We start from the raw sequence: 23,998 nt of genomic DNA, 5'->3' as shown, positions 1-23,998 counted from the left end.
CAACCGCTAAAAGAAGTTAATAAGTATCTCTTTCCCTTGCTTTTCTCCATAACTTACCCTACGTTTGCAGTGTTGTACATCAGTGCAACACTAATAAAATTATGATAACGATAGAGAATACGAGCTACGGTTACAAGTCCAATCCACTTATTTTCAACAACATATCTTTGGAAATAGGAAACGGTATATATGGACTTCTGGGAGAAAACGGCGTAGGCAAAACGACGCTGATGCATCTCATCTGCGGACTACTCTTCCCCAAAAACGGAAAGTGCAGCATAGACGGAAGAAACACGGCGGAGAGACAGCCCGAAGGGTTGGCCCGTTACTTCTTCCTGCCCGAAGAGTTGCAGATGCCTACCGAAAGCATCGTCAGCTTCGCTGCACGCCATTCCGTATTCTATCCACATTTCAATCAGGAAGAATTCGACCTGAACCTGGAAGAGCTGAAAATCGACCGGAAACAGAAACTCTCTTCCGTCTCCTACGGACAACAGAAGAAGGCAATGCTGGCATACGCCTTTGCCCTGCATACTCCATACACCCTACTCGACGAACCGACAAACGGGCTGGACATCACCTCTCGCCAAGCCTTGAAGCGTATCATCAGCCGCAGCATGGACGATGAAAGCACGCTGCTCATCTCCACCCATCAGGCACACGACTTCGAGAACCTGCTGGACCACCTCATCATCCTTGGCAAAGGCGAAATATTACTGAACCGTTCGCTGGACGAAATCAGTAACCGGCTTCTCTTTGCCCGGACAAGCATTCTGCCGGAAGAAAGCATCTACAGCGAAGAGAATCTATCGGGTTATTTCTCCATCATTCCCAACGAGGACGGAGAAGAGAACACACCGGACATCGAGCTGCTGTATAAAGCGGTGCTGCAACAACCGGAAAAGATACAGAGCATGTTTCAATGAAAATCCATCATACAAACAGAACTATGAACGCAACTTTTAATCTGAAACGCTTCCTGCTACTGGAACAATATAAAAGGAATGAGACCGGCAGACACCTGCTTTGGTCAGCAGCCGTCGTATCGTTCATCTGCATCCTGTGCATTCTCTACGACATAAACCGCGGTGGAAGTTACTACGGCAAACAGACCTCTGCCACCGAATTCTCCCGCTACGTACTATGTTTTATCCTCATGGCCCCCTGCCTGCTGGAAACAAAATTCAGCAAACGCAGCTCCACTCTCGATATACTGCTGCCGACATCGGCATTCGAGAAGTTCCTGCATATCTGGATAAAATACCTGCTGCTGCTTCCCCTATTCTGCAGTCTGCTGATAGCCTGCCTCAAAGGTCTGCTGTCCTTAAGCGGCAGCGAGTTCCTGCAGTATTTTGCAACGCACATCACGATGTTCCGGATACACAACACCCAGATACTGACCTATGTAATCCTGCATGCTTCCGCCTTCATCGGCTACTTCGCCTTCAGTCGGCAAGTCCTGCTGAAAAGTTTCACCATCTTTGTAGGCTCCATTGCCGTCTGCATAGGAATTGTAACTTTTGTGGCCTCCCTCATGCCCGAAGCCAGAGCGGACGGATACTGGATGGATAACATTGCCACATGGCCCCACACCAACTATCCGTTGTCGGCCGGTGCACAAGCCATCGTGACTTTCTGCAATTATGCGGCTCCCATCAGTGTGCTGCTCGGTTCATGGGTATCGAGCTACTTCCTGCTCAAAGAAAAACAACTGTAGCCTATGGACTTCAAGACCAACAAGCCGATATACCAGCAGATTGTAGACTTCTGTTTCAGCAAGATTCTCACCCGCGAATGGCGGGCGGAAGAGCGGGTGGTATCCGTGAGGGAGCTCTCCACACAACTGGCAGTGAACTCGCGCACCGTGTTGAAGGCCTATGAATACCTCCAGACGGAGGACATCATCTACCCGGAACGGGGAATGGGGTTCTACCTCTCCAAAGATGCGGTGAAGAAAGTGATGCGAATACAGAAGAAAGAGTTTTTTGACAACCAGCTTGCCGACATGTTCCGCAGCATGGAGCTACTCGGCATCAGTATAGAAGAAATAACAGAACGATATAACAAACTTAAAAAAGACGGTTCATGAAGAGATACGCAAAGACTGCATTATGGATTACCTTCGGACTCCTCTTCGGACTTACGATTGTCAAAGTTTCGACACTGATGTACGAGATTTATTCCTTCATGCATTCCTAACTTTCATCGGACAGACGAGGAAAGTATAAACAACTGATATACAAGCTTCAGCATCTTCCCTTAGCGGGAAGAGTGACTTTTACATCCCTATCCAACAGTAACAGACTAATACAAACGATTATGAAAACCAAACTTTTTTTACTATTGCTTGCCCTCTCCGTACTCCGTACGCAGGCACAGAGCCTCTCCATCAAAGGACGCGTCACGGACGCCTCGCAAGAAGCAGTTATAGCCGCCAATGTGTCATTATGGACCATAGACTCTACTTTGGTGACCGGAGTAACCTCGGATGCACAAGGCAAGTTCGCCCTCCATAAAATCAAGGCAGGCGATTACCGCCTTTCCATCTCCTTCATCGGCCTCCAAAGTGAAAACATACTGCTGAAACTGAATAAAAGCCTCGACCTGGGCGATGTACAGTTGCAGGAAGATGCCGTGAGCCTCGGTGAAGTGACGGTATCCGCCAGCAATGTGCTGCAGCGGGTAGACCGGCAAATCATCCTGCCTTCCGAAAGCCAGCTCAAACGCTCATTCGGTGCCTACGACCTGCTGAACAATCTCGGCATTGCCCGTCTGCAAGTGGACAATCTGAGCAACAGCATGAGCGTCAGCGGTGGTGGGGCCGTACAAACCCGTATCAACGGCATTAAAGTGACAGACAAGGAGATAGCGGCCGTCAGAGCCAAAGACGTACTGCGTGTGGAGTTCATCGAAGACCCCGGCAAGCAGTACGGAGACGATGAACTGGGCGCCGTAGTCAACATTATCCTGCGCCGCCGCGAAACGGGCGGTGTTGTGAACTTCCAACTCTCCGATTCGCCCCACACCCTATGGGGAGAGAATTTCCTGAGCGCGAAGTTCAATTACAAGAACTCCGAATGGGGCATCGACTACTTCAACAAGAACGGCAAGTATCACAGCCGCCTCGAATCCCACGAAACCTTCTATCTGGGCGACCGCACCATCGACCGCATCAAGGAAGGCATCGAAGACGAGTCGCCCTCTCTGAGCTTCATCAACAACCTGAATCTGACGTACAATCTGACGAAAGCGGACAAATATGTATTCAATGCCATCTTCCGTAACAACCTCAGCAATGCCCCCTACCAGAATGAACTGAACAAGATGTGGGCAGTGGGCAGCACGGAGTCCATCTATTCGTACGTCAACAACCACACATCCAGCTACTCTCCGGCGCTCGACCTTTACTTCCAGCATACCCTGCCCCATCAGCAGAGCATCCAGATGAATGTGACGGGAACGCTCATCCATACCAAGAACAACCGGAAATACAAAGAGTACAAGGATGAGAGTGCACCATTGGCAGATATTCAGACATTAGTGGACGGCGACAAGCGCTCCGTCATCGGCGAAGCCATTTATGAAAAGAGCTTCAAGGAGGTGAAGCTGAGCGGCGGTGCCCGCCACTATCAGATGCGGACAGAGAATGAGTATAAAGGTTCCAACCCTACCACTTCGAAGATGGACCAGTCGCAGACATCCGCTTTCTTCGAGGTGCAGGGCAAGGTAAAGGACTTCAGCTATGCGGGCAGCGTAGGCATGACGCGCGCCTGGTTCAAGGAGAGTGAGGAAGACCATGCCTACTATACCTTCACGCCCACCGTGCGGTTGAGCTATAATCTGAAGAAGGCGGGATTCCTGCGCTACCGGTTCAACATCAGTCCTGCCATACCGTCACTCGGTTCGCTGACGGATGTGGAGCAGGCGATGGATACGATACAGATAGTCCGCGGCAACCCGTTGCTGAAAACGTATCAACAGTTCACGAACTCCTTGTCTTACAGCTATTCGAAGAAACAGTTCAACGCCAATCTGAGCGTGCGCCACCAGTATTATGACAATCCCATCATGGAAAGCATCTTCGTGGAGGACGGCAAACTGATACTGAAGGATGAAAACCAGCGGTCGTTCCAAAGCCTGAATACGGAACTGATGGCCGGCATAAATGGCGCTACACTGTTCGGACTGAAAGATTTCCTGACGCTTTATGCTTCGGGAGGATATACGCGCAGTTGGTCGGAAGGTTTGAACTATAGCCATATGTACGATGAATTCTATTACAGCGTGATGGCGCAAGTGCAATATAAAGACTTCTCGCTACTCGGGCAGTTCCGGAAAGTGCAGAACAATTTCTTCGGCGAAACCATCAAGAAGAACGAAAACCAGACGGCATTCATGGCAATGTACACCCGGCGTAACCTTCAAGCAGGAATCGGTATTATGTTTCCTTTCACCAATAACTATAAGGTGGGAAAAGAAAGAATCAGTGAAGTGGCTCCTTTCCGTTCCGAAACATTCGTCAGGGAGACGGGACAGATGGTCGTACTGCGCATGGGCTATACATTCGAGTTCGGACGCAAGCACAAGGCAGGCAACAAGGGGCTGAACAACAGTGATACGGACAGCGGCATCATTAATATGCAGCGATAACCCATTTCCTCTATGAAGAGGAAGCCCAACGGAGAGTGACGGAATTATACTTTAAATTCTTATCAATTTAATGGATTAATTTGAAAGACAAACGCTTATGGAAGTTCTGAAAAGTCTAAGGTAACGATTTAGAGATTGTGCTAATTTCAACATTTTACAGCCTCATACTCATGAGTATAACTCTTCTTTGAACAAAGGTAAGAATATTTTGGGGATTAAAGAAAAATCCCGAAGAGAAAAATAAAAAATATTTGGGAGAGAGGATTGGAAAAATTCAAGAGAGGGAGGTTGAGGGATTAAGTGAGGGAAATCGCATAATCGATTTGTAGTTACCGAAAAAGTCATATTCGAAATCCCTGTATATTGCTTCTACCGGCGATTACACGACCGGAAATTATATAAAAAATGACCCCAATCAAGAAGTATTTTATGTTTCTCGGTTGGGGTATAAAGGTTATTTGAATTGTAGCCATACCTCATATATTCAAGCTGCCTTCCTTTAAAGGAATATGCAGTGACGATTTCATTTCCATGTCTGCGAAACTTGGTAACAACATCTTTTAAAGGTGCCTGGAATTGCTGGCAGTTATGTACATATCCGAATTCTGATTTTATGCGTGTTTACTCATAAAATTAGACTCTATATCTGCTTGCACAGGTTATCACTATACTATTTCCTGTAAATAACATTTGGGAATATAATTGGTGGCGACCAATATCAGCAAGCCTTCAAAAGGAATAACCAGCCGCTTGTTCTTTTTGATACGTCTGTAATATCCCACTACTCCGGCATATTCCCCACCTGTCACCCGGTATTTTTCGGCGTTCTTCACGAGATTGTCATCATACGGTATCTGTTCGAAACCGTCCTCCATGGAAGAAGTGAGCATGATAAACATGTCCATCTCTTCATCCGGAATGGAAGCTGGAATCTGGGTACTGGGACGATGATACACCATGGCTTTCTCATCGAGAATCGAATTCAAGGAAGAGATATAGTCATCATCGCAACGCAGGAACATCAACATGGCGACAAGCGGAACCCGCCTGATCACGACTTCCCCGTCCGGTTGCGGATAGCTTCTGGTTTTCATCGGGATATAACTCTCAATCCCGTCACGTGACAATGTGGCCTTGATTTCCGAAAAACGGTTATAGAAAACCTTCAAGGCATACCATTTTTTCATCATGACCTATTGATTCCTCTTTTTATGATTTCCAGTTCCAATCGAACCTTTCGACATCCTCCTCCACGAGCAGATCTCCTGACTGTACCTCAATAAAGAGCAGATCGGTCATGGCCTTGACGGCATGTCTCATGCCCTTCCTGATACAGACGGTGTCTCCACGGCCGATTCTAGTCATTTTCCCATCAAGAGCCAGCATACCCTCGCCATCAATGAATGTCCAGACTTCATCGCGATAGCGGTGAGCCTGATAGCTTATGCTCTTACCGGCTTTTATCTTTAACTGCCTGGTAAGGGTCTCATATCCGTCAGGAAAACTCACCGTATCGATAACCTTATATTCTCCCCAGAGACGCTCCTCGTACATCGGGCGGCATTGCAAGCGGTCCGCATATGTTTTGATGTGCTCGCTCCTGCTTTTCTCTGAAACCAGGATGCCATCGCATGAAGCGGCTATTACCATGTCTTTGGCACCGATGCACATGACAGGTATTTCCAATTCGTTGATCACATGGGTGTTTTCAGATTTCTCGTCCATCACCACGTTACCGATGCAACGCTCTTTCAGTTCATCGGTAAGCACGTTCCATGTGCCGAGATCTTTCCATTTCCCGTCGTATGGAACGACAGCCACAGACTTCGCTTTCTCCACCACCTCATAGTCAAAGCTGATCTTTGGCAGTTCCTCATATCGGAGGCGTACCTCCTCAAAAGTATCGTATGCGAGATAACTCTTTACGATGTCAATCATATATCCGAGACAGAAAGCGAACACGCCGCCATTCCAAAATGCGCCATCTGCGATAAATCTTTCAGCAGTGGCGACATCCGGCTTTTCCATAAAACGCTCCACTTCATATATTCCGTCTGTTTTGCGATGCTTTTGAAGTATCACATAACCGTATTTGGCGGACGGATAGATGGGCTTTATGCCCATCAGTACAAGATCAGCCACATTATTCTGCACTGCTTCCGCCATTTCCGCTATAGTTTGAAAATAACGCTCTTCCGTATACGGGTCGCATGGCATAACAATGACTGTTTCATTCTTGTCGCATTTCGCTGTTTTCTCCAAATAGGCGGAAGCGAGACAGATTGCAGGGAAGGTATCCCTACGGCTAGGTTCGGTGACGACAGTCACATCCTCACCGAGCTGATTGGTGATGGCATCCTTTTGAAATACACTTGTAGCGATTGTAACCGGGCAGGAAAGTCCCGATTCCTTGATCTGTCGTATGACACGCTGTACCATAGATTCCCTGCCTCCGTCCGGGGAAGGAAGCAGTCTGAGGAATTGTTTGGAGCGGGATTCGTTTGAAAGCGGCCACAGCCTTTTACCTGAACCGCCGGATAAGAGTATGATTTGCATGATTATGTTGTGAAAGTTATCTTTCCGCCCTCATCGGGTTGTTTAAGAAATCCTCGTAGGAAAGACGGATGCCTTCCTCCAGTTCCGTCTTGTATGTCCATCCGAGCGAAGTCGCTTTCGATACATCCAAAAGTTTACGGGGCGTACCGTTGGGCTTTGCGGTATCCCACTTGATTGCGCCCTCGTAGCCTATGACTTTCGCCACTAGTTCTGTCAGCGCTTTTATGGTCAGTTCCTTTCCTGTTCCAGCATTGACAGTCTCGTTGCCGCTGTAATTGTTCATTAGGTACACGCATAGGTTGGCGAGGTCGTCCACATAGAGGAACTCACGGAGCGGACTTCCATCACCCCAGCAGGTCACTTCTTTCAAACCGGCTATCTTTGCCTCATGGAAACGGCGGATAAGCGCCGGTAACACGTGGCTGTGCTCGGGATGGTAGTTGTCATTCGGCCCGTAAAGGTTGGTAGGCATGACGCTGATATAGTCTGTACCGTACTGGCGATTGAGAAACTCACAGTATTTCAATCCAGAGATTTTCGCCAATGCGTATGCCTCGTTGGTCTTTTCCAGTTCGGAGGTAAGCAGGCAGCTTTCAGGCATCGGCTGGGGTGCCATACGCGGGTATATGCACGATGAACCGAGAAACTCCAGCTTCCTGCAACCATTGCGCCATGCCGAGTGGATGACATTCATCTCCAGTATCATGTTCTCATACATGAAGTCCGCCAATGCCGATTGGTTGGCGATGATACCGCCCACCTTTGCTGCGGCGAGGAATACATATTCGGGCTTTTCTTCGGCGAAGAAGCGTTCTACGGCTTCCTGGCGAGTCAAGTCCAATTCTTTGTGCGTGCGTGTGATGATATTCGTATATCCCTGGCGTTGCAGTTCACGCATGATGGCAGAACCTACCATTCCGCGATGTCCTGCTACATAGATTTTTGCGTTTTTCTCCATTTCTTTAGCGAATAGTAAATGTTGATTTTTTATCAAGTTCGTTTAATATTGATCGAATAATTGTATTTTCGAATGTGTCAACTTCTTGCCGAACAAGTTTTAGCTTATTCTCATCAAACTCAATCTGCCCTCCTTCGTTCAGAATATCTTGGAAAGGCTGCAACGATTTCATAAATTCCACATCCAATGATTCATTAAAATCATACAGTGGAACACCCACTAATGTACTGTATAACATTCTGGAATCATCATCAATATTTTCAGATGCAAAAAAGTTGTTAATGTGAAAATCCTGATAGATGGCTCTTATTCGGCTGTTGACCGAATCTACAATTGTTGCTATAAGGTTATGTTTGACTCGTTCTTTTTTATCCTTGTTGATCGGTGTGAAAAATAGCTTGTTGATTCTATTTGCATATTCTAAGAAGAACACACAACTGCCGGACAAGGCCATTGATGATGCAATCGCCTGATTTACTCCACATCCACTTAAAGACTGGCTGAAATGATTGAACACGAAACTGTCAGCGGCCAGTTCTTCCCCAAAAGACTCATCTTCCAAATCATTTCTTCTACGAAATCTCGTATTTCTTCAAGATTTATCCCGATTGCTTTGAAGTCTGCATTCGGTACATAATCCTTGGACACCTTAAATGGTCTGTTTTGAAGGAATTCTTTTACGTCACTTGCAAGTAACTGATATGAGTTCCTGTCTTTTTTGAACCTATGGTGGCCCAATTCATGTAGGGTTATGACCATAACCAGAGCGGTAATCCATTCAGGATTTTGAGATAACAGATGGTGAAACCGTTTGGATGATGAATGGTATTCGGCCTTTATTAGTTCTAATAACTTTGAGGCTCCGTCAGTATTGTTAAAATCCAACAATCCTTTCATCAATCGGTAGTAAATAAACAGGTTTGGATTTCCGAAAGAATACAACGCCAACCATACATGGACTGATTTGTCAATGTAAATAGTGTCGGAATGCATATATGGCAGACTGAAACCACTTTCAGAATACCGTTGAATCCCAAGATTGCAGTCATACTCAGCATTGTACTTATCTACAAAAGTCTGAGCCATCGAATAAAGCCTGTTCATTGATCTATTCCAAAGTGTTTCTTCATCAGTTGTGAGAACTTTGCCTTTCCAAGATTGATAAAATTTGAGCCATCGGGCATCTTGACAGAGATTTTGATCCTGTTCCATGACTCCTTGGCAATAGCCTTTACAATCTCCGTGAGAATATTCGCTGCTATTCCACATATGATTGGATTTTCAGCCAATATGGTTATTATTGCATTTGTTACTCCGTCCGCACCCCTAGTTTCCTCTATATTACAATTATCGGAAACAAGTTTTGACAGTGCTATTTTGTCTTCTTCCGGCAAATCAGATAATGTAATTCTTATTTCTTGCATAACAGTAATGCTTATAAATCATTTTACGATTCCTTTCTCCAAATATTCAGCCAAGTTCGTCCGCATTACGCTAGCAACATGTTCCGCTGCCACTTTCTGCATGTCGTGCGTCACCATGATGCGAACCAGTTCCTCAAAGGAGGTACTCTGCGGATTCCATCCTAACTCGTTCTTTGCTTTGGTCGGGTCGCCCCAAAGGTTAACTACATCCGTCGGACGGTAGAAGTCCTCGCTCACCGCCACTACAGTTTTCCCAGTCTTCACGTCAATGCCTTTCTCCTGTATGCCTTCTCCTTCCCAGCGAAGTTCAATGCCCGCATAACGGAAGGCGAGCGTGGCAAATTCACGCACCGTGTGCTGCACGCCGGTGGCTATCACGAAATCCTCTGGGGTGTCATGTTGCAGTATCAGCCACATACATTCCACATAATCCTTGGCATAGCCCCAGTCACGCAGGGAGTCCAAGTTACCCAAATAGAGGCAATCTTGCTTGCCCTGTGAAATTCGTGCGGCAGCCAGCGTGATTTTGCGTGTCACGAAAGTTTCTCCACGCCGTTCGCTCTCATGGTTGAACAGGATGCCCGAACAGCAGAACATGTTATATGCCTCACGGTATTCTTTCACAATCCAGTAGCCATAGAGTTTCGCCACGGCATATGGACTGTAAGGATGAAAAGGCGTCTTCTCGTTTTGTGGCACTTCCTCCACCTTGCCGTAAAGTTCGGAAGTGGATGCCTGATAGATGCGGCATGTATCAATCAGGTCGCATTGGCGCACGGCTTCCAATATACGTAATACGCCCGTAGCATCCACGTCTGCCGTAAACTCGGGTGCATCAAACGATACCTGCACATGGCTCTGTGCTGCAAGGTTGTATATCTCCGTCGGCTTCACCTTCTTTACCACTTGCAGGATACTCATCGAGTCGCCAAGGTCGGCATAATGCAAGTGGAAGTTCGGATGCCCCTCCAGATGAGCGATGCGTTCTCTATAATCCACTGACGAACGGCGGATGGTGCCGTGTACGTCATATCCTTTACCCAAAAGAAATTCGGCAAGAAACGAACCGTCTTGTCCGGTGATACCGGTAATCAATGCTTTCTTCATTTGTATATAGTGTTAATAGTGTCATTATGCTTTTTATTGTGCTTCCGCTTGATTTCTTCTATTAGCAGTCGTGGTAAGGTCAAGATAATCATCGAGCACCGTTTCAATTGCTTCTTCGGACTGCACATAATACGAAAGACCCACTCCAAATGCGTTTTCAGCATCCACTGCGGAGCACGCCTCTCATCTGTACCGCTGTAAAATTTGAATGCTGCTCCTACGGCGATCATCACCCCACGTTTCAGGTAAGGCTTCAGTTTCGACATGAACATCTCCTGTTTCGGAGCACCGAGAGCTATCCAAATGATGTCAGCCTCTGATTCCTCCACACGCCGTGCTATATCTTCATAGTTAAACTCTTTCACATCGCAGAATGGTAGTTCATAGAATGTCATCGTAAGTACATCTGTATTCCATACTTTTATGGTATTCTTCAGCCCATCCAATGTCCGTTGCGAAGTACCCATGAACATCATACGGTATTTCCTTGAACTAACAATATCTTTGAATATCTGCGCCCCACAGTATTGCTCATACCTCACGCCATAGATCCATTTCAGATAGAGCGGCACATACCCGCTGTCGCAAATAGAGAACATTCCACCATTAATCACCCTCAGGTATTCCGGTTTCCTATTGGCGATATTCAGTACCACTCCATCAGCCACACATATATAATCAGACTTTTCCGCTTTTACCTGCGAGGCAATACGATTCCACACGAGCTTCTTGTCAAACTCGTAACGGATATTAAAATATGTATTCATGTGATGATGTTTATATAAAAAATAAGTTTAGCATTACGGATTGACTGACTATACATTCCAAATGAGTTCTTCCGGGAAGAGATATCGAAATTCTTTTTTGTTCTTTCGTATATACTTCTAATAATATATTCTCTTCCTTACTGGCAGTTGCCATTGTAGATAAAATTTCAGCTGGTTCTAAGAGGACATTTCCATTGATTTTGAAAATGACATCGCCGATATTCAATCTTCCAGATAACATGCTATTTTCTTGAATTTCTAAAATAATCAGACCAATTCCACCATCATAAATGTCTGGATTTAGCAATCTTGACAATGATTGTTCTATAAAGACCCTGATGTTTGAGGGTAGTTCTTTGCAATCCAAAGCCTTTCTGTAATAATAGATTGCCCCTCTTCCGTCAGATTCTGTGTATGACGCTATTGCAAGTGAAATTAACTTCTGAGGATCAGTCACCTCTGTTTGAATTTCTTTATTCAACAACGCACTATATTCAGCAGGGGTTAATTCTTCTGTCAATCCTGCACTTTTACGCAAAAGCATCAAAAAGGGATCTCGCATAATCCTTTCGATTTCTAACGTTCTGAGAGGCGTTGGAATTTCTTTTTTTAATATATCCGACCTTTTCGTATATAACTCTTTCAATTCAATGTTTAGATTTTGGATGTTTATGTCCATACCTGCTGTTATATGGTCAAATCCCATTTCACTGATATGGATAAAGAGGCTGTCTTCCTCCCTTGGATATACATGTATGAATTCTCTTAACGATTGCAACAGTGATATTTTTGATTTAAGCACCTTATCCTCATGGAGCGATTTGTTTTTCAAATAAAGTTCGTAATTTCTGTAATTAAGAGATATGTAGTGCGATAATGTGGATGAAAAATTATTTAGCGTGTCATACACATCTTTTTGCCAATAGTATATGTTTTTTATGCAGTTTGCATTGTTACAATTGAAAGACAAGTCTTGTTTGGATATGTTGTATATCTCTTCTTTTATTTTAAAAGTCTGAATCAGTTGAAAAATTCCTGTTTGATATTCCTTATGAAAGTTTTTTGCCCGTTCCTGAAATGTATCTTCCGATTCGTTGGGTTTGCGTACATCCCAGAATTTCTGAGGAACTCGTTCTTCAATTCCATTTATCAACACACATAAATTACGATAATTATCTAATAATTCATTCTTTACGATTTCAATGGCATTCTTATATCTCCTTTCAGCGGTGTTCTTCGTGTCTCCAATATTGATATTCTGGTTGTTGTTAGTTACATGACCTGAATTGTTATTGGCATAAATAGTATTAGTTTGGATATTCTTTTCTTGAGATACGTCCTTGTTCCTTTTGTTCTTTCTATATTTAATTATACCAAAGATTGCCGTTATCAAGGTAGGAATTATGCCCGATAATAACCATTCATAATTATCTTGCCAAAAATCGTACATTACAAAATAGAATTAATTATTAGACTGTTTCTCACATGGCTCCAATTCACAAAGTACCTCGGAGACTCCATCTCAAAGCGTACTCATAAGCTATTTGTCATTGGCCTCAATGCAGTCAATCAAAATACCTTTTATGTTGTTTTCAAAATACACCATTGTAAATCGCTCCTTGAACATCCGTCTTCCTTCTGCTCCCATTGTATGCCTTGCATTCTTATCATCCAACAATCGTTGTATCGCATCAGCAAGAACTTTGGAATCCTGCGGTTTCACCACAAATCCATTTTTTCCGTCCTTCACCTCATCCCTTATTCCGCCCTCGTCGGTAGAGATTACCGGCAGTCCATTCATCATAGCCTCTATGATGACCAAAGGGAAACATTCGTTGAAATAGAAAGTTGGAAAAACGAAAATATCAGCCGTTTGCAAAAACGCCTCCTTATCTTTGCCATATTTCCTGCCATGATACACGGCGATATCATCCAATCCCCTTGCTTCAATCTCCAGTGCAAATCTCCGACCATCCAGTTCTTTTGTCTCTCCTCCAACAAAGTCGCAAACGAATCTGCATCCCCTTTCTTTTAATGTTTTCAGCGCATCGAGTAGGACCAACACTCCCTTGGAAACTATCAAGTTAGACAAGAACAGAATGTGCGGTACATCATTATGCCTTTCCGCAGAAGTCATTTTGCTATTCGTATCGGGAATCCCATTAGGGCAAATCATCACCTGCTCACGTTTCACAACCTTTTCTATATCAGCATACAGTTGCCACGACAGCAATATAACCTTCGTGTTCCGATATACCATAGGCAGCAACCATCGGTAAATATGCCTATCCACATCTTTAGCCATCCCCTTGTTATGTTGGTGTATCACCACTTTATGCCTAAAAAGTTTGCACAGCAGTACAAACGGAGCATCCTTCAGAAAGCCCACTCCATGGCAAGTGATGGCAAGATAGCACAGGTCGTACTTGCGCGTAGTCAACAGCCAAAGCGTCTTGGCATAAGCCCCGATGAACCTCACCGCCTTGCGTGCATACAGCGACCACGACCTTTTGTCAATCTCCTCCATCGTGCGCGAAGTGGAAAGATTCACAAAGTCCATCTCAAACTCATCGTTCAGCACGCTACTCTCCTTGATGCTCTGGCTCACCATTGACGAGCCATGTACTGGCGGCGGCAAGGGACAAACAAACAGAATCTTTGCATTATTTTCCAACATAATACCTAAATAACTTATAACTATTAACAGAGATAGAAATCCTCTAATCTATAATTCCCATCCTGCAATAGGTTTGACCGACTTAGCTGGTGAGCCAACAATCAGACTATTGGATTCAAACTTGCTTCCCGATACAAAACTTGTTGCACCAATAACGCAATTGCTCGGCACATGCGAGCCTTTCAAGATAGTTACTCTGCAGCCTATCCATACCTTATCCCCAATACGAACCTCTTTGTCGGGATTCATTTTTTGGATACACCCCTTGTCACTATAGATGGAATGTGTGTCACTATCCATTACCAAACAATTCCAGGCAAACTGTATGTCACGCCCCATAATGATGCTTTTGTAACATACAAACTGCGAGTTGGCACTTACAGCAAAGTTATCGCCAAGATACATCCTTGCTCCATGCTTAACGAATATCTTCGTTCCCAGTCCGATGTGTGCAGTGTGCTGAAATACCAATTCTCCGCCTCTTTCCACCGTCAAGCAAGTGGTATGCTTGGGGTCCGAGACATCAGCTTCATGGGATCCAATAACAATCATAGCCATACCTACATGATTATCATCTTCAATTATTATTCGTCCTTTAACGCTGACGCGTGTTCCATAGCGGACATAAAACGGTAGCTTCAGCGCCTGTTTCAGTGGCAGGTGGCGGAAGTTAAACCATAATGATTTGGGCAAAGACAGTAAATATTTAAAATAGATATTCATGATTCTTTCGACCGAACTAAAAATTTTTCCCCAAACTTTCGCGTGTCATTGATAATCTTGCAAGGATTACCGACCACAATAGAATAATCAGGAATATTCCCTTTCACAACAGATCCGGCTCCAATGATACAAAATTTTCCAATCTTGGTACCAGGTAAAATCACGGCTTCAGCACCGATGAAACTATTTTCTCCAATGCTGACGCCATTATAAGCAAGAGCATGAAATGAAGAAATACATTCATTAACCTTATTGATAGCTATCAACCCTTTTAGAAAAGACCAATCATGTGTAAGGATTATCACATTAGTAGAAATAACTGCCCCCCACATTATGGTCAATCCTCCAGATGGGTCTAAATGCGAATGTGAGTCAATGTATTCCGGACTTCCAATAAAAATGACACCCGCTTTCTTATGGGCTCTTACAATCCATTTGTCATACCCCTTCTGGCTAATCAGTTTTATTGCTACAGCATACCAACGAAATACATAATAACCTATTCTGTTCATGTAACTCATATTTTATACTAATCGTTTATCTCATTTTAAAACATCAATTCCATTGTATTCAGACAATGAATAACTAAATGCGAAAAGCCCATGTTTACCTCCCTATTAGTTTTTTTACATCTTTAATATCAGCTACTTTATCATAAGAATGGATGGTGAAAATCCTTCTCTGAATAAATTCTGGCATCAAGGCAAGAAGCAATATAGGATAAGTTTCTTTCGCAAACGGCCTATAAACAAGTGACTTCATACACTCACAAATGGTCTTCCACCTATCACCATACCGCAAGTTCGTACTAGCCTTCATTTTGTAGAAACGACCTATGAAATGCCTCAATTCATGTTTTCTTGAATACTCCGTTTTCAGTAATAATTTCAGTCCATCGCAAACAGGGTCTCCTTCATCATTTGGGCGAGTTGGCCTTTCTGTAAATGAATTTGTAGCTGGCATCATATAAACAGCTGTCGCTTTCTTTGTATATGCCCAGTCGGTTTTTATTGCAATTCTGGCCCAAGTCAGCAAGTCTTCACCTGAAGTAACCCCCAGAGGAAAACCGCCAATCTCTTGTAGCAAGGACTTCTCAACACACACGGCACTACTCCATACGGGGGGATGGGAGCAACTACATACTTCAAAATAATTGGTTAACAAACCTGTATCTCCATTGAAAGGCAGCTTGTTAAGAATGATCCGATGATTCTCTCCATTTAGGTTATTGACATAGCACGTAGCCCACGCTCCGCTCTTAGGAAATTGATGTATCAGATTTGTAATAGATTCCAGATGATTCTGTTTCCATGCATCATCAGCATCAAGAAAAGCCACATACTCACCACGTGCCTCTGCTGTGCCACGATTACGCGCAGCACTCACACCGCCATTTTTCTGCCTCACTAATCTTATTCTTTCGTCATTGAATGCCTCCACAATAGCAGCGCTATTATCCTTACTGCCATCATCCACTACAATTACCTCAAAATCCTTGTACGTCTGATTGAGTACGCATTCCAGTGTCTGCGCAATGCTCTTTTCCTTATTATATAAAGGTATAACAACAGATATCATTAATTCAAAATATTATGGAATTATTTCTTCTTCAAATTCTCTGTTTTCAGTCAAGTCAATTGTCTTAAGGAATATGCCGAACAGCATAAACGGCAGTACATAGCCTTGTTGGGCGTATGTGATGACATTGTCAAATCCCATGCAAAAGAAACAGGCGGCAAAGGCTCCTGCGGTTGTGCCGCCCAAGAGTGTCAACATCTTATTGCTCCTATACCTCCATGTGATGGCCAGCACCTTAAACAACATGAATACGGCAAACAAAATATAGAGACACAAACCGATATTGCCTGATTCCGACATCATCTGCACCCAATCAGAATGAATAAGAACCAATCCTCCCTTACTGTTTATGTCCTTCAGCCATCCCAAGGCTCCACCACAGCCACTACCGAACGTGGGATTTGGATTGTAGCAGTGATTCATTATCCTTTTCCACATGTATTCGCGTCCGCTAGTTTCGATTTTAGCCTTGCCTACATTACTGATTGTAACGGTTTCTGCCTGTTTGCCAAACATTTTCTCTCTTACGGGTTTGACAAAGAATACGGAGCCAACAAAGAGTGCTATCAAAAGCATCACGGCTGGAACAGCCCGTCCTTTTTTATAGGCTAAAAACAGAAGTGAAAGACCAAGAATGGATGCGCCGATGCCTGTTCGCACACTCTCCAATATCAATGATAAAAACAACAGTCCTGCTGCATATAAAAATTTCCTTTCAGACGTAAAAATATACAGCATTACGGGAACGCCTATCAGTATTGCATAAAAGTCTGCCAAAGAAGCGTATGCAACGAATGTTCCTCCGGTTCCAAAACAAAGAAACCCATAAAGTGGACTAATCAACTTAGCAGATACTCCACCTATCAGAAATGAATAGATTACACAGATTAGTACTGTACGCTTCAGAAATATCCATAAGTCCAGACTATCTTCAATGGCATTATATCCCATCCAAAAATAGAGTATCGGTAGGCAAAATTTGACAATCATCATCCAGCCTTGAGAGACATAGTGAGAATAGGTAAGCGTATATAGATTCCATAATATGAAAATCAGGTATATCGTCATCACACCATCCCATTTCTTGACCCATCGGCGTAACATCAACAACATGAAGAATATCCATATAGCATATTTCACCAGTGATAGTGGTCCTAAAAACACCATTGCCGTCATTACACTGAATATCATAAACGACAAATTGTTGTTGCATTCATAATATTCGCCAACCTTAAACGGATGTTTTATGATCATTGTGCCACCGGAAGCATACTTATAGGCATAGTACAGAAGTATGACCGTGATTATTGCGTTAATGACAATAGCCATAATTACAATTTCGAATACAAGTTATTGATTAATTCAGAATAATGTGCAAATGAAAATCTTGCTACATGACCGATGGCATTCTGTTTCATGGTCATAAGCAATTCCCTGTCATTTACAAGCCGTATGGCTTTTTCTGCAAGCGAATCCGATGATTCCGGTTCATGCAACAAACCTACCTTACCATTACTTACCACTTCCGGTAATCCTCCGGTATTTGCCGCAACCACTACACATCCCCGTGCCATTCCTTCTATTGCAGTCAGTCCGAATCCTTCGCTGCGCGAAGGTATCAACAGTATGTCTATGCTGTCATAATACGCTTGCAAAGCCTCCTGTGGTTGTACGCCTGCAAACTTAACGACTTCATTCAATCCGGCATCATTCTTCTGTTGCTCCATTAGTGGACATAGCGAGCCATCACCCACTACTAACAAGCGCGTATTTGGATTCATGGCATGAATTTTTGCAAAAGCAGGCACTACCAAGTCCATTCCCTTGATAGGCTCCAGGCGGCTTACAACTCCTATGGTTATCACTTTGCCGATTCGTTGTTCTTTATTGGCTATGGAGATATAAGGTGGCAAGTTATTGTAAATGGTAAAATGATTGCCATGTCGGGTTAACTTCATTTCAGCTTTATACATTTGCGAATTTCCGAAGAACGATTTCTCTGCTCGTTCTGTAATACATTGAAATGCTGTAAGTATATATCGCGAAACGAAGTGTAATAATCGCAAAGAAAGATAGATGTCGGCAGCCGTATGAGCCGTCGCTACTATGCGCTTGATACCTAACAGACGTAATATGATAATAGGAATGGCGCCCGGTGCCATGTACTGCACATGTACCACATCGGGACAGCATGATTTTACTACTCGCCCGAGTCCTTTGAACAGGAACGTCAATGTATGCCATACTCCGACAGGTCGTGTACCATCGGAACTCAGCAGCTTCACCTTGCTACCAGCCTGTTCATAGCACTGTACCATGTCAGGCGAATATTCAAAGTAACAAACTGTCGTCACCTCGTGTCCACCATCCACCAAGGCTTGCACCAGATTCAGTGTCTGTATCTCAGTACCACCTGTCAGCAGGCACGGAATACATACCAATACTTTCATTTATTGAAAATCTTATGTTTGTAATATGCCAATGTTGGCCCTAAATCAGTAAGGCAGACATTGATGAAGCAACGGGTCTTGAGGAAGTCCTTCAGCCAGTGCCATAGGGTGATGTCCCCCTCTTTCACATAGAGCAGGTCGATGCTATAGTTCATCATATAGGTACGACGAAACCTACTCCAGTCTATCTTATGTGCAGAATCTGCATAAAGAGCATGCAGATTGACGCCTGCACATGTGGAGGTATATGCTAGTCCCTCATTGCGGAAATTAACCTCCATAAAATAGTTTTTCCCTTCTTTTGTGTGGAGAAACTCCACGCTAAAGGGGCCATGATAGCCTGACTTCTTGATAAATCGATTAATGGCAGCTATATCTACATTAAATTGATTTATGTGTTCAAACACGCCAAAAGCTCCTGCACCTACCAGTCGTGGCCAATGGCGATACTTATGAATTGCACCACCCATCACCACGCCCCGCTCGGTACTGACCCCAACAGCATCAATTTCATACTCTTTCTTAACAAACTCCTGAATAATCAAATATTCGCTGTAACTCTCCTGCCTCAATGCATCTGCCAGTTGATTCTCGGAATGGCAGATATGTATGTCGCTTTTTTCCCCTTTACTGCTTACCAGCGGTTTAGTAATAACTGGGTAGAGTAAATCCTCTGGTATACGTTCTCCACGATGATAAACAATAGAGTGAGGAACAATCAGTCCACATTCTTTAGCCAGTTTGCATTGCGCTTCCTTATTGAAAAGTACTCCCAGTTGTTTGCCCCTACAAGGAGTGAGGAATAGCTTACTGAGTTGAGGTTCTCGTGCATCCACCCATTCTGCTGCCGCATCGAAGGTAGTCATCAGAAGCTGTCCCTTCTCCGCAGCCAACTGTCGAAGCACCACTGTGCATTCATCCAATTCGCTAATCACATAGAGGTTGCCATGCCTAAGGTATTTGCTGTACCGCACGTAGCAGTTATCCTGCTGACAAACTAGAATCAATGTAAAAGGAACTTTACCCTCACCAAAGCTGCGAACGGCACTGAGTGTGTTGTGCGTGGAATCTCCTATAATAATAACTTTCTTCATCTAACTTCAAAATACAATTCCTTATTCCATCGGTTGGCCTTCACGAACATCTCGGGCAAGACGCCGCTCCAGGGCATGCCGCAGGGTGCTTGTGGGAGAATATAGGCATTGATAGCCTCCTGCTTGCAGCAGTACTCCCGCTTGTCCATACGCAAAATGCGCGCGTTGCACCAGTCTATCTTCCAACAGTTGTAAAACCAAAACCATACACAGTATTCGTATTGCGTGATTTGGGTGTGATGAGAGTTGCACAAGGCCGCTGCAATCTCCGCCGTATGAACATGATCGGGCCATCCTTCCCCTTGGCGATGGGGATAATATACCACTGCATCCCGACATTCTTTCAGAAGAGCATCCAGCAAAGCTCTCAGCCGAGCCAACTCAGGGTGTTCTACTGAGATTTCCCCGTCGGGAAAGTCCAGAAAGTGGATATGCTCCTTGCCCAGCCCATAGAGAACCGCTGCCTTGACCGTCAGATCCCGTCGCCGTGCGATGAGAGTCGCTTCATCCAAAGTGCAACAACCGCTGTGACTTTTTCCGCCGCCAGTCATCACAATCAGCTCCACCCGCTTTCCCTTCGCCAGCATCCGCTGTATCAACCCACAGCAGCCAAATACTTCATCGTCAGGATGCGGGGCGAAAATAATGGCGGTTTCGGGCAAGGGAAACAAAGACTTATGCGAGATTAACTGACGAATGGTCTGTATGCGAATTCTTCGGATAAAATCAATTATAAATTTCATTTATTAATAAATGTTTCGTATATTTTATCAAGATACTTCTTTGGATGCCACAGAGTCTCGTAACATGTATATGAGTTTTTAGCATAGTTGTCGTAATCATGCACAATATCATTTATTGCGTCATTTATTTGGGCAGGGTCGTCAATCAATATACCGCACTGATAATCTTCAAGATAGGATAGAGAGTGTACTTTTGTTGCAATTACAGGAATCCCACACTTCAAATAATTACCAATCTTACCTGCGGCAAGACCCATATTTTCTGCCCTGTATCCAAGTTCTGCCAAAGAATATAGTGCAATACCTATCTTTGCTGAAGCAACAAGTCTGTCAAGTTCTTCATTAGAAACCGGTTTCGTTGAAAAGAAAACTTTTTCACTATCTGAAACCAGACTCTTTACGGACTGGAAATAAGAATCATGATCGACAATATGACTGGTGTGAAAAACCAATACATTATCCTCTGACCATTGCATTGCAGCCTCAGCCAGCTCTTTGCTACAGAACCACTTTCCTAAACCACCAGAATGTAGAATGATGTTCTTGTCGGATGGGATTTGCAGGCACTCGGCAAGATAATTGTCATGTACTCTATGTTCATCTGTATAAGATGCATTCGGTAGAAACAGTATCTGACCATTTCTTAAGTTGCAATATTTGCTAATAAATTCAGCATGCCAATGGTCGTGTGTGATTATGTAATTTGCAGCTTCTATTTCATTCAATTCGACAGTTTTATTTATATCGGGATATTCCAATATAAAATTAATGTATGTGAATGAAAAATACTTCTTCAATATCATCAATAAATGACTCGCGTAATTATCACCTCCTATATAATAATTGGATTTACTAAAAAGTATATTCTTTATCGTAGCAAGTAAAAGTTTAGCTGAAGTAGGCAGTTCAAACCTCTTAGTGCGCTGTTTGACAAGCACCATTTTAACATTCGAGAAACGACTCAAATCAGAAACCGGATAATTCTCGTTAACAGCTGAGATGATAGTAATGTCAACACCTTTTTTGGCAAAATCAACTATAAGAGTTTTTAAGTTCGGAATTTTGTCAAGAAATGGGACCCTTAACAACAATGTAATCTTCATGTTTTATATGAATTATTTTAATATGTGTTCTATTTCTTTCATTGCGGATTTATATTTGGTCAGCATTGTTGCCGCAAATTTCTTACATTTATCCTTATCAAAATGTAAGAATGCATTTACTACATCTTTGACCTCTGGAATATTATTTTGATTATATGCGTAAACATTAGATAGGAAATCACCTCGTTTCAAAATATCATAGATTTTACTTGATTCGGGGATTTTCTTATGCCAAATCATTGGTATTACGGTTTTAAAAGTACCATATTGGTCAAAGCAATAGAAAGGCACTGAATTGTGTAAACTGACTATTATTGGATGCATAAGTTCTCCGATATAACCCTGAGAATACTTAATAAGGTAATACCAATCAAGCGTAGGAAGTGGTAATGAAACAGAATATTTTGTATTATATTCTTTTAGTTTTCTTGGCATTGGGAAAGAAACACATGAGCAACCAGTAGCATCTTCCACTTGAGTGATGATGCGGTTAACATAATCGCAAGAAAGATAATCATGACAGAAACTTATCAAAATATAATTCTTGGGTAATTTATACTTTTTAAGTAAATCTGCTTTAAGAACAGAGTAAGAGGTATTTATATTGAAAGCGAATACTGGGTCAGGAGTTACTGTTACATCCTGACGACCGCAAATGTACTTAACCATATTACAAGTCCAATCATCCCGGAGACTTAAAAAACCAAAATTCCCCAAAAGACGTTTTAGCTCATTAAGCTCCGCATGGTTATATCGAAAATATGGTGCACTCTGAGAGGAAATTGAAAATCCAACACATGGTATTGGCTTGGGGAGAAAATCATTGAAACTACCCCAAAAAGCATTGGGTAAATCATGTGTAGCACCAACAGGACCATTAGAAACGAACCTCATTGACTTGATGTCCAAATGCTTTCTGTTTTTCTGGGGCGAGTAATCGAAAAGAGCATCGCTTCCTATAAATACAGCTTCTATATTCAGTCTTTGTATTTCTTTAGCCACATCCTCTACTGTACGGCAAAGACGTGAAACTGGCATTTGAGACTGTGAGAAAGAAAACTGTTCGTCGTATTGGCAAGAAGGAACTTCTGTACGATAAAACTCTTCCAAATCATGAGGATACCAATTCAATACGATTGGTTCATACCCGTTATTCCTGAAATACCCAATTGACGAAAGAGTCTGCAATTGAGCCCCAAAATTTATGACACAATGATATGTCAGTATTCCTATTCTTTTCATCTTTAACTTTTCTTACGTGCAGGAGTCAAATAACCATATTCGGCATAACCCATGACTGCACAAAAAATAATTGCATAGTCATTAGGTATATTGAGAAGTCGTCTAAGAACTTTGTCGTCTTGTGGTGTATGTTGCCCCCAAGTTAACACTGTACCAGTGATGCCAATTGTTTGTGCCGCAAGAAATACATTTTGTGCCCCCAAACTTGTGTCTATAGAAGGAAGATACATCTCTGATGGCCACACATAGCCGCGAACATTAGCAGTAAAACACCAGAAAGAAGGAATGTTATTTCCAAACCCCGTACCTCCCGCACAGCATTTCAGGCACTCTTTTGCCAGATTCTGTTCGTTAGCAACAAAAATACGTATAGGCTGTTTGTTGCAACTGTTAGCAGCCCAATTAGCTACATCCTTAAGTTGTGTGACAACCTCATCGGTAACCGCTTTATCAGTAAAACAGCGATTAGAGCGTCTTTCCTTGACAAGTTGCTCAAGTTGTTCAAAGCTAATCTGACTTATAGGGGACTCTTGACGAACAGGTGTGAACTGTTCTGGATGTGACTGCAAAGTCTCATATTTAGATATCTTTTCTGCTGCCCAAAGGACTGTGGGGTCATTGGCATACTCTGTATGCTGAACTTTCTTAACAAGCTCTTTAAGGTCATTGTAATATACTTTGCTGTGACCTGGGGCTGCATCTTCACGATGGAGTCCCTTGTCTATAATATGACCGAACTTTCGCATCAGCATCAAGTCCTTGTTGATGTGATCTTCAAGAGATAAATCAAAACATTGCTCCAACTCCTCAATTGCATTCTTGTAGTATTTGGGGACAACGATAAATCCATTAGCAAGTAGCTTGTACCAACGATATGGTATAAACTTACGCAATAACTTACCACTAATATTCATGTTCTTATTATT

23 protein-coding genes are annotated in these 23,998 nt (G+C 43.2%); 4 read left to right on the top strand and 19 right to left on the bottom strand.

Features of this window, described 5'->3' with window-relative positions:
* The first annotated feature begins 101 nt into the window (after positions 1–101).
* The 4 genes from DWY57_RS12180 to DWY57_RS12165 all read left to right on the top strand — a co-directional run bounded on the left by DWY57_RS12180 (position 102) and on the right by DWY57_RS12165 (position 4,650).
* Positions 102–926 carry an ABC transporter ATP-binding protein gene (locus DWY57_RS12180; RefSeq protein WP_119961856.1) on the top strand — a complete coding sequence of 275 codons (825 nt, stop codon included), beginning with the start codon at positions 102–104 and terminating at the stop codon, positions 924–926.
* On the top strand, positions 923–1,717 hold the full coding sequence (locus tag DWY57_RS12175) for a hypothetical protein (protein ID WP_119961855.1): 795 nt from the start codon (positions 923–925) through the stop codon (positions 1,715–1,717). The genes DWY57_RS12180 and DWY57_RS12175 overlap by 4 nt, the downstream gene beginning before the upstream one ends.
* A 3-nt stretch (positions 1,718–1,720) precedes the next feature.
* Positions 1,721–2,089: a GntR family transcriptional regulator gene (locus DWY57_RS12170; RefSeq protein ID WP_009036896.1), complete on the top strand. Its 369-nt coding sequence runs from the start codon at positions 1,721–1,723 to the stop codon at positions 2,087–2,089.
* A gap of 230 nt (positions 2,090–2,319) precedes the next feature.
* Positions 2,320–4,650 (top strand): carboxypeptidase-like regulatory domain-containing protein, encoded by a 2,331-nt coding sequence (locus tag DWY57_RS12165; RefSeq protein WP_119961854.1) that lies wholly within the window; start codon positions 2,320–2,322, stop codon positions 4,648–4,650.
* 665 nt (positions 4,651–5,315) lie between these two features.
* Here the strand turns inward: DWY57_RS12165 and DWY57_RS12160 are convergent.
* From DWY57_RS12160 to DWY57_RS12060, 19 genes are all read right to left on the bottom strand, one after another.
* A complete protein-coding gene (locus DWY57_RS12160) occupies positions 5,316–5,840 on the bottom strand; it encodes a UpxY family transcription antiterminator (protein ID WP_119961853.1) in 525 nt (174 codons plus the stop codon).
* A gap of 19 nt (positions 5,841–5,859) precedes the next feature.
* A complete protein-coding gene (locus tag DWY57_RS12155; protein WP_119961852.1) occupies positions 5,860–7,206 on the bottom strand; it encodes a sugar phosphate nucleotidyltransferase in 1,347 nt (448 codons plus the stop codon).
* A 16-nt stretch (positions 7,207–7,222) separates the two neighbouring features.
* A complete protein-coding gene (locus DWY57_RS12150; RefSeq protein ID WP_119961851.1) occupies positions 7,223–8,164 on the bottom strand; it encodes a GDP-L-fucose synthase in 942 nt (313 codons plus the stop codon).
* A 4-nt stretch (positions 8,165–8,168) separates the two neighbouring features.
* Complete coding sequence (locus tag DWY57_RS12145) at positions 8,169–8,726, bottom strand: hypothetical protein (RefSeq protein WP_133302457.1); 558 nt, start codon at positions 8,724–8,726, stop codon at positions 8,169–8,171.
* Positions 8,727–9,264: 538 nt separating this feature from the next.
* Positions 9,265–9,588, bottom strand: coding sequence for a hypothetical protein (locus DWY57_RS12135; RefSeq protein ID WP_119961848.1), 324 nt, complete (start codon positions 9,586–9,588; stop codon positions 9,265–9,267).
* A gap of 18 nt (positions 9,589–9,606) precedes the next feature.
* Entirely contained in the window at positions 9,607–10,695 is a 1,089-nt protein-coding gene (gene gmd / locus DWY57_RS12130) for a GDP-mannose 4,6-dehydratase (protein WP_119961847.1), read from the bottom strand.
* Positions 10,692–11,462: a WecB/TagA/CpsF family glycosyltransferase gene (locus DWY57_RS12125; RefSeq protein WP_119961846.1), complete on the bottom strand. Its 771-nt coding sequence runs from the start codon at positions 11,460–11,462 to the stop codon at positions 10,692–10,694. The genes gmd and DWY57_RS12125 overlap by 4 nt, the downstream gene beginning before the upstream one ends.
* 10 nt (positions 11,463–11,472) lie before the next feature.
* Entirely contained in the window at positions 11,473–12,912 is a 1,440-nt protein-coding gene (locus tag DWY57_RS21310) for a hypothetical protein (RefSeq protein ID WP_243634684.1), read from the bottom strand.
* A 90-nt stretch (positions 12,913–13,002) separates the two neighbouring features.
* Positions 13,003–14,139, bottom strand: coding sequence for a glycosyltransferase family 4 protein (locus DWY57_RS12110; RefSeq protein ID WP_119961844.1), 1,137 nt, complete (start codon positions 14,137–14,139; stop codon positions 13,003–13,005).
* 48 nt (positions 14,140–14,187) lie between these two features.
* Positions 14,188–14,862, bottom strand: a complete 675-nt coding sequence (locus tag DWY57_RS12105) for an acyltransferase (protein ID WP_005639514.1) — start codon at positions 14,860–14,862, stop codon at positions 14,188–14,190.
* Complete coding sequence (locus DWY57_RS12100) at positions 14,859–15,374, bottom strand: acyltransferase (protein WP_243634682.1); 516 nt, start codon at positions 15,372–15,374, stop codon at positions 14,859–14,861. The genes DWY57_RS12105 and DWY57_RS12100 overlap by 4 nt, the downstream gene beginning before the upstream one ends.
* A 94-nt stretch (positions 15,375–15,468) precedes the next feature.
* Positions 15,469–16,440: a glycosyltransferase family 2 protein gene (locus tag DWY57_RS12095; protein ID WP_119961842.1), complete on the bottom strand. Its 972-nt coding sequence runs from the start codon at positions 16,438–16,440 to the stop codon at positions 15,469–15,471.
* Between the two features lie 12 nt (positions 16,441–16,452).
* Entirely contained in the window at positions 16,453–17,631 is a 1,179-nt protein-coding gene (locus DWY57_RS12090) for an O-antigen ligase family protein (RefSeq protein WP_243634678.1), read from the bottom strand.
* A 140-nt stretch (positions 17,632–17,771) separates the two neighbouring features.
* The gene (locus DWY57_RS12085; protein WP_119961840.1) at positions 17,772–18,890 is read right to left on the bottom strand and encodes a glycosyltransferase family 4 protein; all 1,119 of its coding nucleotides are present in this window, start codon (positions 18,888–18,890) and stop codon (positions 17,772–17,774) included.
* Positions 18,887–19,984, bottom strand: a complete 1,098-nt coding sequence (locus DWY57_RS12080; RefSeq protein WP_119961839.1) for an ATP-grasp domain-containing protein — start codon at positions 19,982–19,984, stop codon at positions 18,887–18,889. The genes DWY57_RS12085 and DWY57_RS12080 overlap by 4 nt, the downstream gene beginning before the upstream one ends.
* On the bottom strand, positions 19,981–20,727 hold the full coding sequence (locus DWY57_RS12075; protein ID WP_119961838.1) for a PIG-L family deacetylase: 747 nt from the start codon (positions 20,725–20,727) through the stop codon (positions 19,981–19,983). Before DWY57_RS12075 ends, DWY57_RS12080 begins: the two co-directional genes overlap by 4 nt.
* On the bottom strand, positions 20,724–21,830 hold the full coding sequence (locus DWY57_RS12070; RefSeq protein ID WP_119961837.1) for a hypothetical protein: 1,107 nt from the start codon (positions 21,828–21,830) through the stop codon (positions 20,724–20,726). The genes DWY57_RS12075 and DWY57_RS12070 overlap by 4 nt, the downstream gene beginning before the upstream one ends.
* Positions 21,831–21,842: 12 nt before the next feature.
* Positions 21,843–23,072 carry a polysaccharide pyruvyl transferase family protein gene (locus DWY57_RS12065; protein ID WP_119961836.1) on the bottom strand — a complete coding sequence of 410 codons (1,230 nt, stop codon included), beginning with the start codon at positions 23,070–23,072 and terminating at the stop codon, positions 21,843–21,845.
* Positions 23,073–23,074: 2 nt separating this feature from the next.
* On the bottom strand, positions 23,075–23,986 hold the full coding sequence (locus tag DWY57_RS12060; RefSeq protein ID WP_119961835.1) for a nitroreductase family protein: 912 nt from the start codon (positions 23,984–23,986) through the stop codon (positions 23,075–23,077).
* Positions 23,987–23,998: the final 12 nt, after the last annotated feature.

Source organism: Bacteroides sp. AF25-5LB (genome assembly GCF_003602965.1).
Taxonomy (GTDB): Bacteria; Bacteroidota; Bacteroidia; order Bacteroidales; family Bacteroidaceae; genus Bacteroides; species Bacteroides uniformis.
The sequence above is the reverse complement of the archived record's forward strand: the minus strand, read 5'-3'. Positions and strand labels throughout refer to the sequence as shown.